The sequence below is a fragment of the Zeaxanthinibacter enoshimensis genome, assembly GCF_004362865.1.
In the GTDB taxonomy this organism is placed as follows: Bacteria; Bacteroidota; Bacteroidia; order Flavobacteriales; family Flavobacteriaceae; genus Zeaxanthinibacter; species Zeaxanthinibacter enoshimensis.
In genome coordinates this window covers 145615-165211 of record NZ_SNYI01000002.1, presented here as the reverse complement: position 1 = coordinate 165211, position 19597 = coordinate 145615, and the positions used below count along the sequence as shown (strand labels likewise).

General features: G+C 48.9%; 23 protein-coding genes. 15 read left to right on the top strand and 8 right to left on the bottom strand.

From position 1 onward, the window contains the following. Nucleotides 1-12 precede the first annotated feature (12 nt). The 14 genes from CLV82_RS14825 (at nt 13) to CLV82_RS06925 (ending at nt 10613) form a co-directional block, all read left to right on the top strand. Complete coding sequence (locus tag CLV82_RS14825) at nt 13-399, top strand: hypothetical protein (protein ID WP_208107990.1); 387 nt, start codon at nt 13-15, stop codon at nt 397-399. A 486-nt stretch (nt 400-885) separates the two neighbouring features. Then, entirely contained in the window at nt 886-1362 is a 477-nt protein-coding gene (locus CLV82_RS14980) for a hypothetical protein (protein ID WP_208107989.1), read from the top strand. A 396-nt stretch (nt 1363-1758) separates the two neighbouring features. After that, a complete protein-coding gene (locus tag CLV82_RS14975; RefSeq protein ID WP_208107988.1) occupies nt 1759-2109 on the top strand; it encodes a hypothetical protein in 351 nt (116 codons plus the stop codon). Nucleotides 2110-2388: 279 nt separating this feature from the next. Beyond that, nucleotides 2389-2718 (top strand): hypothetical protein, encoded by a 330-nt coding sequence (locus CLV82_RS14810; RefSeq protein WP_208107987.1) that lies wholly within the window; start codon nt 2389-2391, stop codon nt 2716-2718. Nucleotides 2719-2802: 84 nt separating this feature from the next. Continuing rightward, nucleotides 2803-3072, top strand: coding sequence for a hypothetical protein (locus CLV82_RS14970; RefSeq protein ID WP_208107986.1), 270 nt, complete (start codon nt 2803-2805; stop codon nt 3070-3072). Between the two features lie 162 nt (nt 3073-3234). Continuing rightward, nucleotides 3235-3669: a hypothetical protein gene (locus tag CLV82_RS14965; protein WP_317128274.1), complete on the top strand. Its 435-nt coding sequence runs from the start codon at nt 3235-3237 to the stop codon at nt 3667-3669. Continuing rightward, on the top strand, nt 3666-4031 hold the full coding sequence (locus CLV82_RS14890; RefSeq protein ID WP_243744206.1) for a hypothetical protein: 366 nt from the start codon (nt 3666-3668) through the stop codon (nt 4029-4031). The genes CLV82_RS14965 and CLV82_RS14890 overlap by 4 nt, the downstream gene beginning before the upstream one ends. After that, nucleotides 4031-5188 (top strand): gliding motility-associated C-terminal domain-containing protein, encoded by a 1158-nt coding sequence (locus CLV82_RS06950; RefSeq protein ID WP_133643611.1) that lies wholly within the window; start codon nt 4031-4033, stop codon nt 5186-5188. Before CLV82_RS14890 ends, CLV82_RS06950 begins: the two co-directional genes overlap by 1 nt. A gap of 120 nt (nt 5189-5308) precedes the next feature. Then, on the top strand, nt 5309-6040 hold the full coding sequence (locus CLV82_RS06945; RefSeq protein ID WP_133643610.1) for a M15 family metallopeptidase: 732 nt from the start codon (nt 5309-5311) through the stop codon (nt 6038-6040). Nucleotides 6041-6082: 42 nt separating this feature from the next. Further along, complete coding sequence (locus CLV82_RS06940; RefSeq protein WP_133643609.1) at nt 6083-6865, top strand: M48 family metalloprotease; 783 nt, start codon at nt 6083-6085, stop codon at nt 6863-6865. 149 nt (nt 6866-7014) lie between these two features. Next, complete coding sequence (locus tag CLV82_RS14705) at nt 7015-7182, top strand: DUF6747 family protein (RefSeq protein ID WP_166636678.1); 168 nt, start codon at nt 7015-7017, stop codon at nt 7180-7182. Between the two features lie 242 nt (nt 7183-7424). Next, the gene (gene gpmI, locus CLV82_RS06935; protein WP_133643608.1) at nt 7425-8942 is read left to right on the top strand and encodes a 2,3-bisphosphoglycerate-independent phosphoglycerate mutase; all 1518 of its coding nucleotides are present in this window, start codon (nt 7425-7427) and stop codon (nt 8940-8942) included. Nucleotides 8943-9012: 70 nt separating this feature from the next. After that, complete coding sequence (gene map, locus CLV82_RS06930; protein WP_133643607.1) at nt 9013-9831, top strand: type I methionyl aminopeptidase; 819 nt, start codon at nt 9013-9015, stop codon at nt 9829-9831. Nucleotides 9832-9845: 14 nt separating this feature from the next. Next, a complete protein-coding gene (locus CLV82_RS06925; RefSeq protein ID WP_243744164.1) occupies nt 9846-10613 on the top strand; it encodes a class I SAM-dependent methyltransferase in 768 nt (255 codons plus the stop codon). Here the strand turns inward: CLV82_RS06925 and CLV82_RS06920 are convergent. The 8 genes from CLV82_RS06920 to CLV82_RS06885 all read right to left on the bottom strand — a co-directional run bounded on the left by CLV82_RS06920 (nt 10608) and on the right by CLV82_RS06885 (nt 18183). Beyond that, nucleotides 10608-11615, bottom strand: coding sequence for an FAD:protein FMN transferase (locus CLV82_RS06920; RefSeq protein ID WP_133643606.1), 1008 nt, complete (start codon nt 11613-11615; stop codon nt 10608-10610). The genes CLV82_RS06925 and CLV82_RS06920 overlap by 6 nt on opposite strands. Nucleotide 11616: 1 nt before the next feature. Then, on the bottom strand, nt 11617-11973 hold the full coding sequence (locus tag CLV82_RS06915; RefSeq protein ID WP_133643605.1) for a Na(+)-translocating NADH-quinone reductase subunit F: 357 nt from the start codon (nt 11971-11973) through the stop codon (nt 11617-11619). 97 nt (nt 11974-12070) lie between these two features. Continuing rightward, nucleotides 12071-13378, bottom strand: a complete 1308-nt coding sequence (nqrF, locus tag CLV82_RS06910) for an NADH:ubiquinone reductase (Na(+)-transporting) subunit F (protein WP_133643604.1) — start codon at nt 13376-13378, stop codon at nt 12071-12073. A gap of 2 nt (nt 13379-13380) precedes the next feature. Continuing rightward, nucleotides 13381-14118: an NADH:ubiquinone reductase (Na(+)-transporting) subunit E gene (gene nqrE, locus CLV82_RS06905; RefSeq protein WP_133643603.1), complete on the bottom strand. Its 738-nt coding sequence runs from the start codon at nt 14116-14118 to the stop codon at nt 13381-13383. 21 nt (nt 14119-14139) lie between these two features. Continuing rightward, nucleotides 14140-14787, bottom strand: coding sequence for an NADH:ubiquinone reductase (Na(+)-transporting) subunit D (locus CLV82_RS06900; RefSeq protein WP_133643602.1), 648 nt, complete (start codon nt 14785-14787; stop codon nt 14140-14142). A gap of 1 nt (nt 14788) precedes the next feature. Beyond that, nucleotides 14789-15541, bottom strand: a complete 753-nt coding sequence (locus CLV82_RS06895; protein ID WP_133643601.1) for a Na(+)-translocating NADH-quinone reductase subunit C — start codon at nt 15539-15541, stop codon at nt 14789-14791. A 2-nt stretch (nt 15542-15543) separates the two neighbouring features. After that, on the bottom strand, nt 15544-16827 hold the full coding sequence (locus tag CLV82_RS06890) for an NADH:ubiquinone reductase (Na(+)-transporting) subunit B (RefSeq protein ID WP_133643600.1): 1284 nt from the start codon (nt 16825-16827) through the stop codon (nt 15544-15546). 3 nt (nt 16828-16830) lie between these two features. Next, complete coding sequence (locus CLV82_RS06885; RefSeq protein WP_133643599.1) at nt 16831-18183, bottom strand: Na(+)-translocating NADH-quinone reductase subunit A; 1353 nt, start codon at nt 18181-18183, stop codon at nt 16831-16833. A 152-nt stretch (nt 18184-18335) separates the two neighbouring features. Here CLV82_RS06885 and CLV82_RS06880 point away from each other — a divergent pair, with 152 nt between their 5' ends. Further along, nucleotides 18336-19580: a type IX secretion system plug protein gene (locus CLV82_RS06880; protein WP_133643598.1), complete on the top strand. Its 1245-nt coding sequence runs from the start codon at nt 18336-18338 to the stop codon at nt 19578-19580. The last annotated feature ends 17 nt before the right edge of the window (nt 19581-19597 follow it).

The following is a 19597-nucleotide window of genomic DNA, read 5'->3' as shown; positions in this document are numbered from 1 at the left end:
AGGGAGACACTGGTGCACAAGGTCCACAAGGAGAACAAGGAATTCAAGGCCCACAAGGGCCTGTTGGAGCAACCGGCCCGCAAGGACCGCAGGGTCCAAAGGGTGATACCGGTGCTACAGGACCTACGGGACCCGAAGGTCCACAAGGACCGCAGGGTCCAAAAGGTGATACTGGTGCACAAGGGCCGCAAGGAATCCAAGGTGAAACCGGCCCAGCAGGACCCCAAGGGGAACAAGGAATACAGGGACCCATGGGACCCGAAGGTCCACAAGGACCGAAGGGTGCCAAGGGTGACAAAGGGGACACTGGTGACACAGGACCTCAGGGACCTGTTGGAGCTACTGGTGCTCAAGGTCCGCAAGGTGAACAAGGAATACAAGGCCCACAGGGACCTGTAGGTGCAACCGGACCCCAGGGAGAACAAGGAATACAGGGACCACAAGGTGAAAAGGGTGATACCGGGGCCCAGGGACCTCAGGGTGAAACCGGGCCACAAGGACCGCAGGGTCCAAAAGGGGAAACCGGGGATACCGGGATGCAGGGACCCAGTGGGCCAAAAGGTGACCAGGGTGATGTAGGTCCTCAGGGACCTAAAGGAGATACTGGTGCGCAAGGTCCGCAAGGAATCCAAGGTGAGACCGGGCCGCAAGGACCACAAGGACCGATCGGGGCAACTGGACCCCAGGGTCCAAAAGGTGATACCGGAGCTACAGGACCTACGGGATCCGAAGGTCCGCAAGGTCTGAAAGGTGACAAGGGGGACAAAGGTGACCAAGGTGACGTAGGACCTCAGGGACCTGTTGGAGCTACTGGTGCTCAGGGTCCTCAAGGTGAAAAAGGAGATCAGGGTATCCAGGGTGAGACTGGGCCTCAAGGTCTGAAAGGTGACAAAGGTGACAAGGGTGATAAAGGGGACATCGGTGCTACTGGACCACAAGGACCCCAAGGTGAACAAGGAATCCAAGGTGAAACCGGACCAGCAGGACCCCAAGGTCCGCAGGGTGACAAAGGTGATACCGGGGCTATTGGACCGCAAGGTATTCAGGGTGAAACCGGACCACAAGGACCGCAAGGAATCCAAGGTGAAACGGGGCCACAGGGCCCAATTGGAGCTACTGGTGCACAAGGTCCGCAAGGAGAACAAGGAATACAGGGACCACAAGGTGAAAAAGGTGATACGGGTGCTACAGGACCCCAGGGACCTGTTGGAGCTACTGGTGCTCAGGGTATCCAAGGTGAAACCGGACCACAGGGACCCACGGGACCCGAAGGTCCACAAGGACCGCAGGGTCCAAAAGGGGAAACCGGGGATACCGGGATGCAGGGACCCAGTGGGCCAAAAGGTGACCAAGGTGATGTAGGTCCTCAGGGACCTAAAGGAGATACTGGTGCGCAAGGTCCGCAAGGAATTCAAGGTGAGACCGGACCACAAGGACCACAGGGTCCAAAAGGGGAAACCGGGGATACCGGGATGCAGGGACCCAGTGGGCCAAAAGGTGACCAGGGTGATATAGGTCCTCAGGGACCTAAAGGAGATACTGGTGCACAAGGGCCGCAAGGTCTGAAAGGGGACAAAGGTGACAAGGGGGACAAAGGTGACAAAGGAGATCAAGGTCCTCAAGGAATACAAGGTATTCAAGGGGAAACCGGGCCGCAGGGTCTAAAAGGGGAAACCGGGGATACCGGGATGCAGGGACCCAGTGGGCCAAAAGGTGACCAGGGTGATGTAGGTCCTCAGGGTCCAAAAGGTGATACCGGTGCTACTGGACCACAGGGACCTGTTGGTGCAACCGGACCCCAGGGTGAAAAGGGTGACCAAGGTGACGTGGGACCGCAGGGTCCAAAGGGTGACACCGGGGCTACCGGACCACAAGGACCGCAGGGAGAACAAGGAATACAGGGACCACAAGGTGAAAAAGGTGATACGGGTGCTACAGGACCCCAGGGACCTGTTGGAGCTACTGGTGCTCAGGGTATCCAAGGTGAAACCGGACCACAGGGACCCACGGGACCCGAAGGTCCACAAGGACCGCAGGGTCCAAAAGGGGAAACCGGGGATACCGGGATGCAGGGACCCAGTGGGCCAAAAGGTGACCAAGGTGATGTAGGTCCTCAGGGACCTAAAGGAGATACTGGTGCGCAAGGTCCGCAAGGAGAACAAGGAATACAGGGACCAACGGGACCCGAAGGTCCGCAAGGACCGAAGGGTGCCAAAGGTGACACTGGTGACGTAGGACCTCAGGGACCTGTTGGAGCCACCGGACCCCAAGGAGAAAAAGGTGATACTGGTGCACAAGGGCCGCAAGGAATTCAAGGTGAGACCGGACCACAAGGACCCACGGGACCCGAAGGTCCGCAAGGTCTGAAAGGTGACAAAGGTGACAAGGGTGACAAAGGGGACAAAGGTGACACAGGACCACAGGGACCTGTTGGAGCAACGGGACCTACGGGACCCGAAGGTCCACAAGGACCGAAGGGTGCCAAGGGTGACAAAGGGGACACTGGTGACACAGGACCTATTGGACCACAAGGTATTCAAGGTGAAACCGGACCGTCAGGACCCCAAGGTCCGCAGGGTGAAAAGGGAGACACTGGTGCTCAAGGTCCTCAAGGAATACAAGGAGAAAAAGGAGATCAGGGTATACAGGGTATCCAAGGTGAAACCGGACCACAAGGACCGCAGGGAGAACAAGGAATACAGGGACCACAAGGTCTGAAAGGTGACAAGGGTGACGTGGGACCCCAGGGACCCACGGGATCCGTAGGTCCGCAAGGACCGCAGGGTCCAAAGGGAGAAAAAGGTGATACTGGTACACAAGGGCCGCAAGGAATCCAAGGTGAGACCGGACCACAAGGACCACAAGGACCGATCGGAGCAACTGGACCCCAGGGTCCAAAAGGTGATACCGGAGCTACAGGACCTACGGGACCCGAAGGTCCACAAGGACCGCAGGGTCCAAAGGGTGATACCGGTGCTACAGGACCCCAGGGACCTGTTGGTGCAACTGGACCGCAGGGTGAAAAGGGTAACCAAGGTGACGTGGGACCCCAGGGACCCACGGGATCCGTAGGTCCGCAAGGACCGCAGGGTCCAAAGGGAGAAAAAGGTGATACTGGTGCACAAGGTCTGAAAGGTGACACAGGACCGATCGGACCACAAGGTATTCAGGGTGAAACCGGACCACAGGGACCCACAGGACCCGAAGGTCCGCAAGGTCTGAAAGGTGACAAGGGTGACAAAGGAGACAAAGGTGACACTGGTGACACAGGACCTATTGGACCACAGGGAATCCAGGGAGAAAAAGGTGAAACTGGTGCACAAGGGCCGCAAGGAATCCAAGGTGAGACCGGGCCACAAGGACCACAAGGACCGATCGGAGCAACTGGACCCCAGGGTCCAAAAGGTGATACCGGAGCTACAGGACCTACGGGACCTGTTGGAGCTACTGGTGCTCAGGGTCCTCAGGGAATCCAAGGTGAGATTGGGCCGCAGGGTCCAAAAGGTGATACTGGTGCACAAGGACCACAGGGACCGATCGGAGCAACTGGACCCATGGGACCCGAAGGTCCGCAAGGACCGCAGGGTCCCGCCGGGGCAGATGGTATCCAGGATAACCTGGCGACAGCAGACCTGGTGCAGGATCCCGAAAACCGAACCTATGATATGAATGGCCGTAAACTGGGCATGACCAACGGGATGATGGGTGTGGGCACCGCAAACCCTACCTCTACCCTGCATACTGCCGGGTCACTGGCAACCGGTATCCGCAGTACAACCACGGCTACTACCCTGACCGCAAACGATCATACCCTGATCCTCTACGGTACAGCTGAATATACGGTTACACTGCCCTTTGCCAACACCTGCCCGGGAAGGATTTATATCCTCAAAAACCTTGGAGATAAAGATGTATTTACCAACCTGGAATATATTGACGATAAGGGCGACCGCAAAAGTAAAATTGATAATGATAAAATATTCTGGCTGCAAAGTGATGGCACTAACTGGCACCTGATTTATAAACCATAATGAGAATCCTCGTACTGATCATATGGTTCTGCTGCATCCCGTTCATACTATCGGGACAGACCAAGGTACGCAATAGCGGGAACCTCAAGGTATTCGAGGGCGGGAAACTGGGGCTGCATTCAGACCTGGTCAATGATGTTTCCTTTGACCAGAACAACGGACTTGTTGGCCTGTACGGTGAGGAATCCGTACAGATCACCGGCGCCACCACCCCCGTCTTCTATGACCTCGAGATCGCTAATCCTAAAGGGATCTTTCTCGATCTCCCCTTGGGGGTCAGGAATAACGTCAATTTTATCGATGGGGACTTTATCGCTTCCCGGAAACATACACAGGTCTATATCAATTTCCTGGCTTCCTCCTTTTACGTGGGCGAATCTGATTTTTCCAAGATTTCGGGTTATGCCTACGCAAACAATACGCGCGAATTTACTTTCCCGGTAGGAGACGATCACCGGCTGCGGATGCTGACTATTGACGCGGACGAAGAAGCTGCACAGTTAAAATGTGCATATTTCTTCGAGGATCCTAACTTTTCAAAAACCCTGGATGCTTCTTTCAGCACAGGGAAAAAGTCAACGAACCACCTGAAAATAAGTGATAAAGAGTTCTGGCGACTGGAAGGTGACAGATCCATGTACGTAACGCTCAGCTGGGATACCAAAAGCAATGTCGGTGCCCTGGCTGAATATATTACAGACCTGAAAGTAGTAGGCTGGAACAAACAACAAGGCCAGTGGGTAGACCTGGGAAATACCTTCTCAGAAGGCGGACTGGAATACGGCACTGTCAGGTCCCGGGCTTTTATCCCGGACAACTATGAAGTCCTGACTATAGGCGGCAATGCCGAATTACTGGATAAATACAAGAAAATAGACCTGGATAACTATTACCTGACTCCGAATGCCGATGGGAAGAACGACCGTCTGCGAATAGAAGGGGTGACCGAATCCCCCAATAACCATATACAGATCTTTAACCGATATGGGGTAATGGTGTACTCCAAGGACAACTACAAAGATGAATTTGAAGGGTACTCGAACAGGGACCAGGTGGTCCGCAGGAACCAGGGACTGGATCCGGGAATCTATTTCTATATAATTACCCTGCACGACCTGAAAGTGAAAAAACAAGGGTATATGTATATCAACCGTTAATGGCACATTTCTCCCGGAAACATATTCCTGTCTTAATCTTATAAATACTTTGTAAATTTGATCGGAGGTTATTCTTCATGATCTTTTCATTTTATAAATTTTCGTTCTAATCCCTTATCTATGCATCGCAGATCGTTCCTCAAAAAAAGCAGTATTACCGGCCTCGCCATTGGTTTTATCCCGGCCTCCCTCTTCTCACAGGAAGAAGAATTCACCGTGGAGGAATTGATGGGAAAAGCCGATATCGATCTCTACGGGGAAGGTTTCCAGGCCCAGAAAGAAACCTGCGACGCCTTTATGGCCATGAAAGCAGCTGCCTACCAGGATGGGATAGACCTGAAAGTAGTTTCGGGATACCGGAGCTTTGACCGGCAGGAAGCCATTTTTGAAAGGAAATACCAGCAATTTACCGATGAAGGAATGGAACCACTGGCAGCCATCGATAAGATCATTGAGTACTCCACTATCCCCGGTACAAGCCGGCATCACTGGGGTACGGATCTCGACATCATCGATGGTTATCCCAAAGTTGAAGGAGATGTGCTGGTTCCGGAGAAATTCGGTCCCGGGGGGCCGTTTGAACTGATGAAACAGTGGATGGATGACAATGCTGAGAAATTCGGGTTCTACCTCGTCTACACCGACCAGCCCAAAAGACGTGGCTTTAAATACGAGCCATGGCACTACACCTATGCTCCTGTTTCTATCCCGATGCTGACTGCTTTCCGCAGGAAGAATATTCTCGCCCTGCTCGAGAAAGAAGACTTTTTAGGCAGCGAACATTTTACAACAGGGTTCATAAAAAATTATATACAGGACAATATTCTCGATATCAATCCTAAATTGCTTTAAGCTTTTTACTTATCTTGTATAGGCTCTTAATACCTGTGTATCATGCGATTAGGAAAGTGGAAGATCCGCATATTTATCGGGCTGGCTATCGTGGCTTTTGCCTATGTGCAACGTTGTACCAACAAGGAAGAAAATCCATATACCGGCCGCGTCCAGAATATCAATATGACGGCAGAGCAGGAAATCGCAATCGGCTTACAGAGTGCCCCGGAAGTTGCCCAGATGCACGGCGGACTCTACCCGGATGAACGACTACAGGCTATGGTAGACCGTGTCGGACAAACCCTCGTCAAAAACAGTATCGCCCGTGAAACACCTTACCAGTACGAATTCCATCTCCTGGCTGATGAACAGACAATTAACGCCTTTGCCCTGCCCGGGGGACAGATCTTTATTACCTACGCCCTGTTCTCCAAACTGAATGAAGCCCAGCTGGCCGGCGTACTCGGACACGAGATCGGGCACGTCATCGGGAGGCATTCCGCCGAGCGGATAGCGGAGAGCAATTTCTGGAAAACCGTATCGATGGGCGCAAGTGTCGGTGCTGATGCCGGCGGAATTGTTAACGAGATCGGGCAGAATACCCTGTTGAAAAATGGGCGTGGTGATGAGCTGGAAAGTGATGAACTGGGTGTCCTCTTTATGCTGCAGACGGGGTACCCACCCGAGGAAATGATCCACGTAATGGAGATCCTGAAAAATGCAGCAGGACCTAACCGGGTACCTGAATTCCAAAGCACTCACCCCGACCCCGAAAACCGGATCCAACGCATCAGGGATGCAATTGACAGGTTTAAAAAAGAGTTGCCCGACACTTCGTCGTAAATTCCGGACAATTGGTCGTGTTGTTACAATATTCCCCTCTTAGAAAATAGGTTATGGAACTTATTTAGCTATCTTTGAGTTGTCTCCAAATCTAATAATCGCCTCAGATTTAACCCTTATAGCTTTTCATTAACTCGAAAAAAGACTATATGGGAACACTATTACACTTTAAAGACCTGTATTTTCAGGCATTTGAAAATTGTAAGCCGGAAATTATAGTGGTCTTGCTAAAAGGCTATTCCCTATTCTGTGCTTTAATGCTCACCATGGCAGTTTACGCTTTCTTATACAGGGCGTTTACCGGCTTTGAATTCTGACATTTACTCTTTTACTTGAACACTATTTCAGTAAATGTACTGATATAACAACCCTGCAGCCAGACTGCGGGGTTCTTATTTTTACGTCAACTTCTTCTGCCTCTAATATTTCATATTACGCAATAATCCCCGCCTATTTCTGCTAATCCTGCAATGGTATTCCGGCACAGGTCAAAAAGTTGACAGCAGTCATGGTATTAGCTGTCAATACCCTTATTTTTGACAGCCTTAAGCATATAGACATGAATAATAAAGTTATACTGATGATCCTTGATGGATGGGGAATCTCACCCGATCCAAACGTATCTGCCGTTGCAAATGCCAATACTCCTTTTATAGATTCGCTGTACAAGAATTATCCCAACTCTGAATTGCTAACAGATGGAATGAACGTAGGTCTGCCCGAAGGTCAGATGGGTAACAGCGAGGTGGGACATATGAACCTGGGTGCAGGCAGGATCGTATACCAGGATCTGGCTAAGATCAACCTTGCCGTCCGGGAGAATACGCTAAAGGATGAAAAGGTGCTTAAAGATGCTTTCCTGCATGCCAGGGATAACAATAAAAAAGTTCACTTCTTAGGTTTACTGAGCGATGGCGGGGTACACAGCCATATCCGACACCTTGAAGGCCTGATCACGGCGGCCGAGAGTTATGATGTCCCTAGGGCCTATGTCCATGCCTTCACCGACGGGCGGGATGTAGATCCCAAGAGCGGGAAAAAATTCCTGAGTGAACTCGAGAATTTCTGCAAGGATAAACACACCAGGATCGCTTCGGTAATTGGACGCTATTACGCCATGGACCGTGATAACCGCTGGGAACGCATCAAACTGGCATATGACCTGCTGGTAGAAGGCAAAGGCGAGAGGTCACGTAATATCGCGACCACCATGCAACATAGTTATGACGAAGGCGTGACCGATGAATTCATCAAACCCATAGTCATGACCGGGGAAGACGGCGAACCTTTGGCGACCATTGAGAATGGCGACGTGGTTATTTTCTTTAATTTCCGAACCGACAGGGGTCGGGAGCTTACCGAGGTTCTTTCCCAACAGGATATGCACGAGTACAACATGCATAAGCTGGATCTGTACTATGTCACCATGACCAATTACGATGAATCTTTCCAGGGCATCAAAGTGGTCTATGATAAAGATAACATCGAGAAAACCCTGGGTGAGGTCATTTCCGACGCTGGTAAACAACAGATCCGGATCGCGGAAACAGAAAAATATCCCCATGTGACCTTCTTCTTTAACGGTGGACGCGAAGAACCTTTCCCCGGGGAAAAGCGACTCCTCTGCCCAAGCCCTAAGGTAGCCACCTATGACCTTAAACCCGAGATGAGTGCCTACGAGATCAGGGATGCCATTATACCGGAACTTGCCAAGGAAGAAGCTTCATTTGTATGTCTTAATTTTGCAAATCCCGACATGGTAGGACATACCGGCGATATGCAGGCAGCCATCAAGGCTTGCGAAGTGGTCGATGAATGTGCCAGGGATGTGATTTTGGCCGGCCTGGAACACGGGTATTCCACCCTGGTGATCGCAGATCACGGGAACTGTGATACCATGATCAATCCCGATGGCAGCCCGAATACTGCCCATACGACCAATCCTGTTCCTCTGATCCTGGTTGACCCGGACCGGAAAGAAATCCAGAACGGGGTACTCGGGGACATTGCACCAACCATATTGAAAATGCTGGGGGTTCCAAAACCTGCACTTATGGATCGGGAACCATTGCTTTAGCAGATTCCTGATGTTCTCTTAGGACTCCTTTAAACCGGCTATTTCACAGATTATATTACCTTTGCAACTTATGGTAAAAATTAAGTCAGCTGAAGAAATAGAACTGATCCGCGAAAGCGCGTTAGTCGTATCCAAAACCCTTGGGATGATCGCCTCGGAGATCAAACCGGGAGTATCACCTTTATACCTGGACGGGCTTGCGGAAACCTTTATCAGGGACCATGGTGCTGAACCGGGTTTCCTGGGGATGTATGATTTCCCCAATACCCTGAACATGAGTCCGAATGCCCAGGTAGTACACGGAATTCCCAATGATACACCCCTCGAAGACGGGGATATCATTTCCGTAGACTGTGGCGCCCTTAAAAACGGGTACTACGGGGATCACGCCTATACTTTCGAAGTCGGGGAAGTTGCACCTGAAACCAGGAAATTACTGGAGGTCACAAAAAAATCCCTTTATATCGGGATCAGGGAATTTCGTCTTGGAAACCGGGTCGGGGATGTAGGGTTTGCCATCCAGCAATATTGTGAGAACCACGGTTATGGCGTCGTCCGGGAACTGGTAGGCCACGGTTTGGGTACCGAACTGCATGAGAGTCCTGAAATGCCGAATTATGGCAAGAGAGGCCGTGGGAAGAAATTCGCCGAGGGAATGGTGGTCGCCATAGAACCAATGATCAATATGGGCACCAGGCGCATCCGCCAGCTAAGAGACGGGTGGACCATCCTGACAGCAGACGGAAAACCCAGTGCACATTTTGAACACAACGTGGCTATTGTGAATGGAAAACCACAGCTGTTATCAACCTTCCAGTATATTTATGATGCCCTGGGCATAGAAAGTGACGAAGAGGAAGAGTTCAGGCAGGATAAGCAAACGGTATAAACCAAACGCGGCCTGTGAAGCGGATCTTCCGATTTTTCCTGAACGTCATCCCGAGGCCCTGGCTCATCAAGCTGAGCTACCTCGTTAAACCTTTTATGGCCGTATGGCTCAGGGGATCTCGTTATATGGATCCCATAGATGGTAAGCGCTTCCGCTCTTTCCTCCCTTATGGCTATGAACATCCGCGCGAGAACGTACTCTCCCCTTCTACCCTGTCTTTAGAAAGACACCGGTTGCTGTGGCTGTATTTGAAAGAAGAAACCGACTTTTTCAGCGCTCCCTTGAAAGTGCTGCACTTTGCGCCTGAACAGGCATTTTACAAAAGATTCCGGAAGCTGGATAACCTCGAATACACTACTACGGATCTCAATTCGCCCCTGGCTGATGTTAAAGCCGATATCTGCAACCTTCCATTTGATTCAGATTCCTTTGATGTAATACTCTGCAACCACGTGCTGGAGCATATTCCGGATGACAAAAAGGCCATAGGAGAATTATACCGGGTGATGAAAAAAGGCGGCTGGGGCGTATTCCAGGTGCCCCAGAAACTGGACCTGGAAAAAACCTTTGAGGACCCCACCATAACGGACAAGGCAGAGCGGGCAAAGATCTTCGGTCAGTACGATCATGTACGTGTGTACGGGAGAGACTACTTTGATATACTGCGGCAAGCGGGATTTAAAGTGAGCGAGATAGACCTGGGGAAAAGACTGAGCCGGGAAGAGATTGATTACTACAGGCTGGCCAAGGGTGAGATCATTCCTTTGGTACAGAAATTATAATTCCACCACGATCTCCCGGAACCCAGGTGTCATAAATTCCCGGGTATCGCCATTCTTATCAAGGTAAATAATATATGCCTCCAGACCATCCTGTCCTTCCAGTAGCATTTTAGAATTCTCGAGCTCCATTGCCATCAATGCGGTAGCATAAGCATCTGCTGTAGCACAATTTTCGGCTATAACGGTTGCTGCCAGGACATTGGAATCTTTAGTAAAACCGGTTTTGGGATCAATGGTATGTACGAATTTCTTCCCGCTTACTGAATCGACCCTGAACTTGCGGTAATTTCCCGATGAAGCCAGCGCCCGATCTGTAAGAGCTACTGCCTTTTTAAGTGCTCGTTCCCCGGTGACCTGGGGATCATCGATCCCGACCACCCAGGGTTTATCTTTATTGATGTTCCTTCCCCGGGCGACTATCTCCCCTCCTACTTCTACCAGGTAATCGGAGATCCCTTTTTGATCCAGTACCAGGGCCAGCCGGTCTATGGCATATCCCTTGGCAATGGCATTGAAGTCAAAGTAGATCTGTTCGTCCTGTTTATAAATGGTATTATCGTCCTTTAATGCTACTTTCCCGAACCCTACATACTGCATAAGACTGTCTACTTCGGTACTGTCCAGTTCCATGGCCTTCCCGGGCCCAAAACCCCAGGCATTAACCAGTATACCCACCGTAGGGTCAAAAGCGCCTCCCGTGGCCTCGTAAACCTCTTTAGACAGGCTGAACACCTCCCTGAACATCTGGTCCACCACCACTGTACTGTCTCCTGCATTGATTCTGGAGATATCCGAGTCGCGCTGGTAGGTGGACATGGATTGGTTGATAACTTTAAAAACAGAATCGATCTCTCGCTGTAGGTCCAGTTTTTCCTTAGTGAAATAGGCGATGTTATACGACGTTCCCAGGGCGCCCCCTGAATTCTGATTCAAGGTATAACCGGGATCGTCAGCACAAGAAAGCAGGAACAGACATCCAAAAAGCGATAATAATTTCTTCATATCAGATTTCTTTCAGTCCGTGGTAATCCACGATATAGGATTCGTTAAGGTATACAGGTAGTTCGCGGTTCTCAGCATTAGAAAGACCTACCCCTGCATAATAGGTTTTCGCCTCAAATTTATCAGCATGTTCTTTGACCTTCTTCATTAAAGCTTCGTCATAGACGTTAGGATCCAGTGGAAACGGCACGTGGCGCACCACTATAAAATGCAGTATCTTATTTTTAAGGCAGACAAATTGAGGATTGCGTTTAGGCTTACTGTTCACCCCCATGAATTCGAATCCTTCCTCCTCTAACTGGCGGCCGACAATATTCATGGCGAGGTTATGTAACTCCTGTTCTGAAAGTTCCTGCATAACTATAACTTATAAAAAAACCGATATGGGAAACATACCGGTTTTATATCATTTTATTTACGTGATCGGGTTCTGCAACCCGGTTTCTTCAAAGGTTCTATCCTCCAAAGTCGTCAAATCGGATATGTTCATCCGGTATTCCGAAATCTTCTCCCATCTTCTGGACAGCTTTGTTCATCAGAGGCGGTCCGCAGAAGTACAGTTCGATATCCTCCGGAGATTCGTGTTTGGAGAGGTAGTTATCGATCACACAGTTGTGAATGAAACCTACAAATCCATCCCCTGGTGCATCCAGGTCTTCTTTCACTTTCCAGTTATCTTCAGGAAGTGGTTCAGACAAGGCCATATAGAACTTAAAGTTAGGGAAATCCTTTTCCAGCTGGCGGAAGTGATCTATATAGAACAGCTCGCGTTTTGAACGTCCACCATACCAGTAAGTCACTTTCCTGTTCGTCTTCAGGGTCTTGAACAGGTGGTACAGGTGAGAACGCATAGGCGCCATCCCTGCTCCTCCTCCAACGTATAACATCTCTGAATCTGACTCGTTGATGAAGAATTCACCGTAAGGTCCTGAGATGATCACTTTATTCCCCGGTTTCTGGGCAAATATATAAGAAGATGCGATTCCAGGGTTAACACTCATCCAGCCGTTCTTGGCACGGTCCCATGGTGGAGTTGCGATACGAACGTTAAGCATGATCTCACGCCCTTCTGCAGGGTAAGAGGCCATGGAATAAGCACGCTCTACTATCTCGTTATTCTTCATTACCAGGGGCCACAGGTTAAATTTGTCCCACTCTGCCTGGAACTTATCCGGGGTCTCATGTTCCTCCGGGTGAGCCGTAATATCGATATCCTCGTATTTGATCTCGCAAGGTGGGATCTCTATCTGGATATACCCCCCGGCCTTGTAGTTCATATCTTCAGGGATCTCTACTACGAATTCCTTGATAAAGGAGGCTACGTTATAGTTACGCACAACAGTAGCTTCCCATTTCTTGATTCCGAAGACTTCTTCAGGAATGGTGATCTCCATGTCCTGCTTTACCTTTACCTGGCATGCCAGGCGGGCACCTTCGTTCAGCTCTTTCTTAGAGAAGTGAGGAGTCTCGGTAGGCAGCGCCTCTCCTCCACCCTCGAGAACGTGGCATTCGCACTGTATACAGGTTCCACCACCACCGCAGGCGGAAGGCAGAAAGATCTTCTTTTCACCCAGTGTAGATAACAGGGAGCTTCCCGATCCTACTTCAATTTTCTTTTCCCCGTTGATGGTAATGGTCACAGGACCGGATGGGGATAATTTTTCTTTTGTGAACAATAACAGGCTGACCAGGATCAACAGCAATACCATGAATGCGATGACGGTGATCAGGATTGTTCCGAGGGTACTCGTAGCTAAAATCATTCTTATTTGTTTATAGCCTGGTTAAACGAAACGGCATTCTCTTCTAATTCTTCTTCAGCCGGTTCTTTCTTTTCTTCTTCTTTAGCAACTGCTGCATCGGTAACGTTGTCCTCGCTACCTCCACCGGTCAGCATTCCACCAAAACTCATAAAGCCGATAGCCATAAGACCCGTGATGATAAAGGTGATCCCCAGTCCACGTAATGGTGGCGGAACATTGGAGTACCTGATCTTCTCCCGGATGGCAGCAATGGCAAGGATGGCCAGGAACCAACCGATCCCCGAAGCCAGTCCGTAGTTAAAGGCTAACCCGAGTGTAGGTATTTCCCTGGACTGCATGAACAGTGATCCTCCCAGGATAGCGCAGTTTACCGCGATAAGGGGCAGGAAGATCCCTAAGGAGTTATACAGCGCAGGAGAGAATTTCTCTACCACGATCTCTACCAATTGCACCATGGTTGCGATTGTAGCAATGAAGAGGATAAAAGAAAGGAAGCTCAGGTTATAGTCCGCGTACTCCGGTCCTAACCAGGCCAAAGCCCCGTCCTGTAACAAATACTGGTCTAACAGCCAGTTCAGGGGTACCGTTACTGCAAGTACGAAGATAACCGCAGCTCCCAGACCTACCGCCGTTGTCACTTTTTTGGATACCGCCAGGTAGGAACACATTCCTAGGAAGGTGGCAAACACCATATTATCTATGAATATGGATTTAAAAAACAGCTCTATATGCTCTAACATAATATCTTTTTTAAGCGCTAATTAGTTTTCCTCGATCAAAGCTCTGTTTCGCGAACGCTGGACCCAGATAATGATTCCCACCACGATCAGTGCCATAGGCGATAATAACATGAACCCGTTATTCTCATAACCTATAGAGTACAGCCCGGTTTTGGCAATCGGGTCTCCAAGAACAGGAATTCCCAATAAGGTTCCCGACCCCAGCAGTTCACGGAAAAAACCGACAATGATCAGGATCAGACCATAACCTGCTGCGTTACCTATACCATCAAGGAAAGACCTGTAGGGCCCGTTACCAAGGGCAAAGGCCTCAAATCGTCCCATAATGATACAGTTCGTAATAATAAGACCTACGAAAACCGACAGGGTCTTACTGAGTTCATAGGCAAATGCTTTTAATACCTGGTCCACGATAATTACCAGCGAAGCAACCACGATCAATTGAACAATGATCCGGATCTTGGAAGGGATCAAATCCCTCATAAGTGCTATCACGACGTTTCCTAGCCCCATTACGAACAATACGGAGATAGCCATCACGATAGATGCTTTTAATTCGGCTGTGATTGCCAGTGCAGAACATATCCCGAGCACCTGTATGGTAATAGGGTTGTTGTCTGCAAGTGGATCCAGTAGCAGACTGGTATCTTTTTTAGATAGTAAGGCCATGTTATTCTGTGGTTCTTATGGTTTCTAAATAGCTTTTGTACATCTTCACGGTCTGGGAGATCATGTTGGAAACCCCGTCACCGGTAATGGTAGCACCGGCAAGAGCATCTACCTCGTTATCCTCCTTATCCTCGTTAAGGGGATCGTTGTTTCCTTTGGCCACCCTGATTCCTTCGTACTTGGTTCCGTTAAGGATGGTTTCCCCATCAAAATCGTCCATGAAGTAACGTTCCTTGATATTGGCTCCAAGTCCGGGGGTTTCACCTTTATGGTCAAAATACACCCCTTGTACGATCATGTTCTCATCCAAAGATATATGTCCCCAGATCGCATCCCAGAGGCCTTTCCCGTACATAGGGATGATATAAAACGTTTTACCATCCTTCTCCCCGATCATCAGCGGCAGTTTAGGAGTATTGCCTTTACTGGCAAGGGCCAGCTGCTTCTTCAAATCGATCAGGTATGCGTTTTCATCCTCACTGATCTTGTCGCCCTCAATAACCAGTTGCTTCTTGATGTATTTGGAAAACTCTTCTTCCACACGATCTGTAGGGATAAAATTCACACCACTGTCCGGCGTATTCTCATTGACCCCCATGGCATACAGGATGTTCTGCTGTTTTTCAAATCGTTCGTTCTCCTGAATCCTTGGTTTAAGGGACGAGGCCAGGTACGCCAGGATGGCTCCTACCACGATCACCATTATAGCTGCAAAAATTACAGTGTAAACGTTATTTTCTTTATTGACTGCCATAATTAAACTGTTTCAACTTGTAGTTTAGCTCCTTCTCCTTCGGTCGTCTTAGGATAAACGGTCGCGTTCTTGAATCGCTTAAGACGCCTGTTCACATTGCCTCTAACCACGTAGTGATCAATGGTTGGGGCGAATACGTTCATCAGTAATATCGCCAGGAATACTCCTTCGGGATATGCAGGGTTAAACACCCTGATCATAACCGAGATAAACCCAATAAAGAACCCATAAAACCATTTACCGCGGTTAGTCTGCGACCCGGTAACCGGATCTGTAGCCATGTAGACAATACCAAAGGCAAGTCCGCCAACGATAAGGTGCTTCCAGAAATCAAAACTCATCAGGCCGTAGAATTTACTTGTTTCCCCGATCCAACCAGCATCGACAACCCCGTTAAAGATCAATCCCATAACCAGGGACCCGATTACGGCACTTACCATGATCCTCCAGCTGGCTATCTTGGTAAAGATCAGGAATAGACCTCCCAGAAGGATGAGAAAGGCAGAAGTCTCTCCGACAGAACCCGGGATAAAACCGAAGAACATATCGGAAACAGAATAGTTAAATTCAGATGCGTTGTTCTGGGCAAGATACCCGAGGATTGTTTCCCCGGAAATCGCATCAGGTCCACCTGCGCGCTCTACTGCACCCTGAACCCATACCTTATCACCACTCATCCACGTAGGATAAGCGAAGAAGAGAAAGGCCCGGATAGTCAGTGCGGGGTTAAGGATATTCATCCCTGTTCCACCGAATACCTCTTTCCCAATCACCACTCCGAAGGCCACTGCTACTGCCAGCATCCATAATGGAGTATCGATGGGAACAATAAGCGGAACAAGCATTCCCGTAACCAGGTAACCCTCTTCAACTTCATGTCCTTTGATCACCGCAAAAATGAACTCGATCAGCAGACCGACCCCGTAAGAGACAATAACCAGCGGCAGTACGTGAACAATCCCTATCCAGAAGTTATCCCAGGTCAGGAAATTTTCAAAAAGCGACACTTCCCTGCTGATACCATTGGCAGCATCTATTGCTGCATAGTGCTGGTATCCCGCATTGAACATGGAAAAGAGCAGTACCGGGATCAGCGCCATGATCACCGTGTTCATGGTCCGCTTCAGGTCATCCGCAGCACGAACGTGAGATCCGTTATGGGTTGTCTCGTTCGGGGCATAAAGGAAAGTATGGAATGCATTAAAAGCAGGAGCCATTTTCTTATCCCTGTACCGATGCTTCAGGATATGCAGCCTTTTCTTGAACGTTAGTCTTTTATCTCTCATCTTTTATCCTATTTCTTTATATAACAAATCCAATCCTTCACGGATGATCTTCTGGTGTGGTTGTTTGGAAATACAAATGAACTCGGTCAGGGAGAAATCCTCCGGAACCACTTCGTATAATCCCAATTGCTCCATTTCATCGAGATCCTGGACCATACAAGCCTTCAGCAACTGCAGCGGGTAGATATCCATTGGGAACACCTCCTCGTACATACCAGTTACTACGAAAGCCCTGTGCTCCCCGTTGGTATTGGTATTCAGTTCATATTTCTTATTGGGCTGCAACCATGAGAAGGTAAGTGCCCGGGTAGCCGAGATCTTATCAAATACAGGCTTATTCCAACCGAAAAACTCGTAGTCGTCCCCTTCCGGGATCACCGATACGGTGTTATTATAGAAACCGAGGTGACCATCCGGCTTTGACTTCCTGCCGGTCAGCACATCCCCGTTGATAACCCTGATATCATCTTCCTTGACGCCACTTGCATAAAGGAATGTAGAGATCTCTGCCCCGATCTTAGTAGTATAATACTTTGGATTCTTAACCGAAGAACCAACTAAAGCCACTGTTCTTTCCGGGTTGAATTTCCCGGTAAGCAGGGCTTCCCCTATAATAACGAGGTCCTGGGCAGCTAATGTCCAAACGGTCTCTCCCTTGTTAATAGGATCTATTTTATTTATCTGGGTTCCTACCAGTCCCGCAGGGTGCGGTCCGGAGACCTTATGCAGGGTGATCCCTTGCAATCCCGCCAGGGGAGAATCAGAAGATTTGCCCACAGACACATGCACTTTACCGGGGGTTAATTTCCCAAGGGCAGTGATAGCAGCCTGAATTTCCTTTTCCTTGCCTTTCAGCACGTAATCCAGTTCGGCCGCCAGGGGGGCAGTTACATAACCGGAAATAAATATAGCCTTAGGCCTTGATTCCGGGTCAGCAATAATATCGTAAGGCCGCTGCTTAATAAAAGGCCAGCAACCTGATTTAAGTAAAAATTCGCGTATAGCTTCTTCAGAAGCCTTCTCCGGGCTCAGGGGCGTATGCTCCACTGTTGCCTGGGTTTTGTCTGCAAGGATCTTGAGATTGAGAATCCTTCTTCTTGCACCGCGCTCAATTTCGATCAATTCCCCGCTAACCGGCGAAACGAATAACATCTCTTCGTTATTCTTGCTGTAAAACAATGGCTCACCTGCCTTTACCTCAACACCCTGCTTGACCATCATTTTAGGAGTAATCCCATGAAAATCTGCAAGGTTGATGTTATAAACGTTACTGGAAACGGCTTTGGTAGTGGTCTGTTCTGCAGCACCGACAAGGTTTATGTTTAATCCTTTTTTAATCCGGATGTCTTTGGACATAGAGTGTAGACCTTAGGTTATCAAAAATTCGCCACAAAAATAGCATTAAAAGAAAAGTTTTCATAATTATTGTCTATAAAATTGGGCATTCAACGGATAGGAACAACCGCGGTAAGCTTTTTGTTTACCTTTGCCCGTAAATATGCCCTGAAATGCGCCTGAATCTTAAACAACTTGCATTCCTATTACTTTGTGCCCCCATATTTGCACAGGTGCAATACGAGGTGAATCCTCCTTCGCACATATTATCCGTCCGTTTCACCGGCCCAACGGAAGACCAGTTCCCGATCATACAACTTGGAGAAGGGGTCTACCTGGAATTTGATGACCTCACTGCAAGTGAACAAGACTATTATTACAAGATCATCCACTGTGACTACGACTGGACCCCCTCTACCCTTTTGAAATCACAATACCTGGACGGGGTAGACAACCAGCGCATTATTGATTACGCTAACAGTTATAACACCCTGCAACCTTATTCCAATTACCGCCTTACCATCCCAAACCAGAACGTCCGCCTCAGGGTCAGCGGTAATTATGTACTGGAGGTATACAATACAGATGGGGATCTACAATTCTCGCGCAGGTTTATAGTCTACCAGGACCTGGTCAAAGTGAGGGGTGAGGTAAAGCGCAGCAGGGACTTCCAGTTTCTCAACGAGAAGCAAGTTGTCCAGTTCAGTATACTTGCAGGGGATTTTGAGTGGATCAATCCCAAGCAGGAGGTGAAAGTGGCCATCCTGCAGAATTACTACTGGCCAACGGCGAAATACAACATTGAACCCCAGTATATCCTGGGCAATCAGCTCGTCTATAAATATAACGAGGAGACAAGTTTTTACGGGGGAAACGAGTACCTGTATTTTGATACCAAGGACCTCAGGGCTCCCAGCGCCCAAATTTCCAAGATAACCGTAGGCGATCTTTACAATCACATCCTGTTTACAGACCGGTACCGCTATGACGAACCATATACCTACTTTCCCGATATTAATGGTGACTTCGTAGTCAGGACAATTCAAGGTACGGAGGGTTCCCGGGAAGCGGAATACACCGAAGTTCATTTCAGCCTTCCATATTCCCAGATGCTGGGAATGGATGATGTCTATGTATTCGGCAAGTTCAATAATTACGCCCTACAGGAGGAGAATCGCCTGAAATTCAACAAAGAGACCGGGAACATGGAAACCGTTATCCTGATGAAACAGGGTTTTTATAACTACAAATACGTTATAGAGGATAAAAAAGGTAAGCTCGACCTCAATGCCATCTCGGGCAATTTCCATTTCACGGAGAACAACTACCTCATCCTAGTATATTACAGGAGATTCGGCGACCTGTATGACAGCCTGATCGGAATCGGGAATGTTAATTCGAGAAACATCAGTAATTGACCAGGCCTTTTCTCCAT

Excerpts from the sequence above, each read along its gene's own strand:
- CLV82_RS06950 (WP_133643611.1), top strand. The coding sequence starts at position 4,031 with ATGAGAATCCTCGTACTGATCATATGGTTCTGCTGCATCCCGTTCATA.
- CLV82_RS06890 (WP_133643600.1), bottom strand. The coding sequence starts at position 16,827 with ATGAGAGATAAAAGACTAACGTTCAAGAAAAGGCTGCATATCCTGAAG.
- CLV82_RS06900 (WP_133643602.1), bottom strand. The coding sequence starts at position 14,787 with ATGGCCTTACTATCTAAAAAAGATACCAGTCTGCTACTGGATCCACTT.
- CLV82_RS06915 (WP_133643605.1), bottom strand. The coding sequence starts at position 11,973 with ATGCAGGAACTTTCAGAACAGGAGTTACATAACCTCGCCATGAATATT.
- CLV82_RS06885 (WP_133643599.1), bottom strand. The coding sequence starts at position 18,183 with ATGTCCAAAGACATCCGGATTAAAAAAGGATTAAACATAAACCTTGTC.
- CLV82_RS14705 (WP_166636678.1), top strand. The coding sequence starts at position 7,015 with ATGGGAACACTATTACACTTTAAAGACCTGTATTTTCAGGCATTTGAA.
- nqrE (WP_133643603.1), bottom strand. The coding sequence starts at position 14,118 with ATGTTAGAGCATATAGAGCTGTTTTTTAAATCCATATTCATAGATAAT.
- CLV82_RS06880 (WP_133643598.1), top strand. The coding sequence starts at position 18,336 with ATGCGCCTGAATCTTAAACAACTTGCATTCCTATTACTTTGTGCCCCC.
- gpmI (WP_133643608.1), top strand. The coding sequence starts at position 7,425 with ATGAATAATAAAGTTATACTGATGATCCTTGATGGATGGGGAATCTCA.
- nqrF (WP_133643604.1), bottom strand. The coding sequence starts at position 13,378 with ATGATTTTAGCTACGAGTACCCTCGGAACAATCCTGATCACCGTCATC.
- map (WP_133643607.1), top strand. The coding sequence starts at position 9,013 with ATGGTAAAAATTAAGTCAGCTGAAGAAATAGAACTGATCCGCGAAAGC.
- CLV82_RS06940 (WP_133643609.1), top strand. The coding sequence starts at position 6,083 with ATGCGATTAGGAAAGTGGAAGATCCGCATATTTATCGGGCTGGCTATC.
- CLV82_RS06895 (WP_133643601.1), bottom strand. The coding sequence starts at position 15,541 with ATGGCAGTCAATAAAGAAAATAACGTTTACACTGTAATTTTTGCAGCT.
- CLV82_RS14890 (WP_243744206.1), top strand. The coding sequence starts at position 3,666 with ATGAATGGCCGTAAACTGGGCATGACCAACGGGATGATGGGTGTGGGC.
- CLV82_RS06945 (WP_133643610.1), top strand. The coding sequence starts at position 5,309 with ATGCATCGCAGATCGTTCCTCAAAAAAAGCAGTATTACCGGCCTCGCC.
- CLV82_RS06920 (WP_133643606.1), bottom strand. The coding sequence starts at position 11,615 with ATGAAGAAATTATTATCGCTTTTTGGATGTCTGTTCCTGCTTTCTTGT.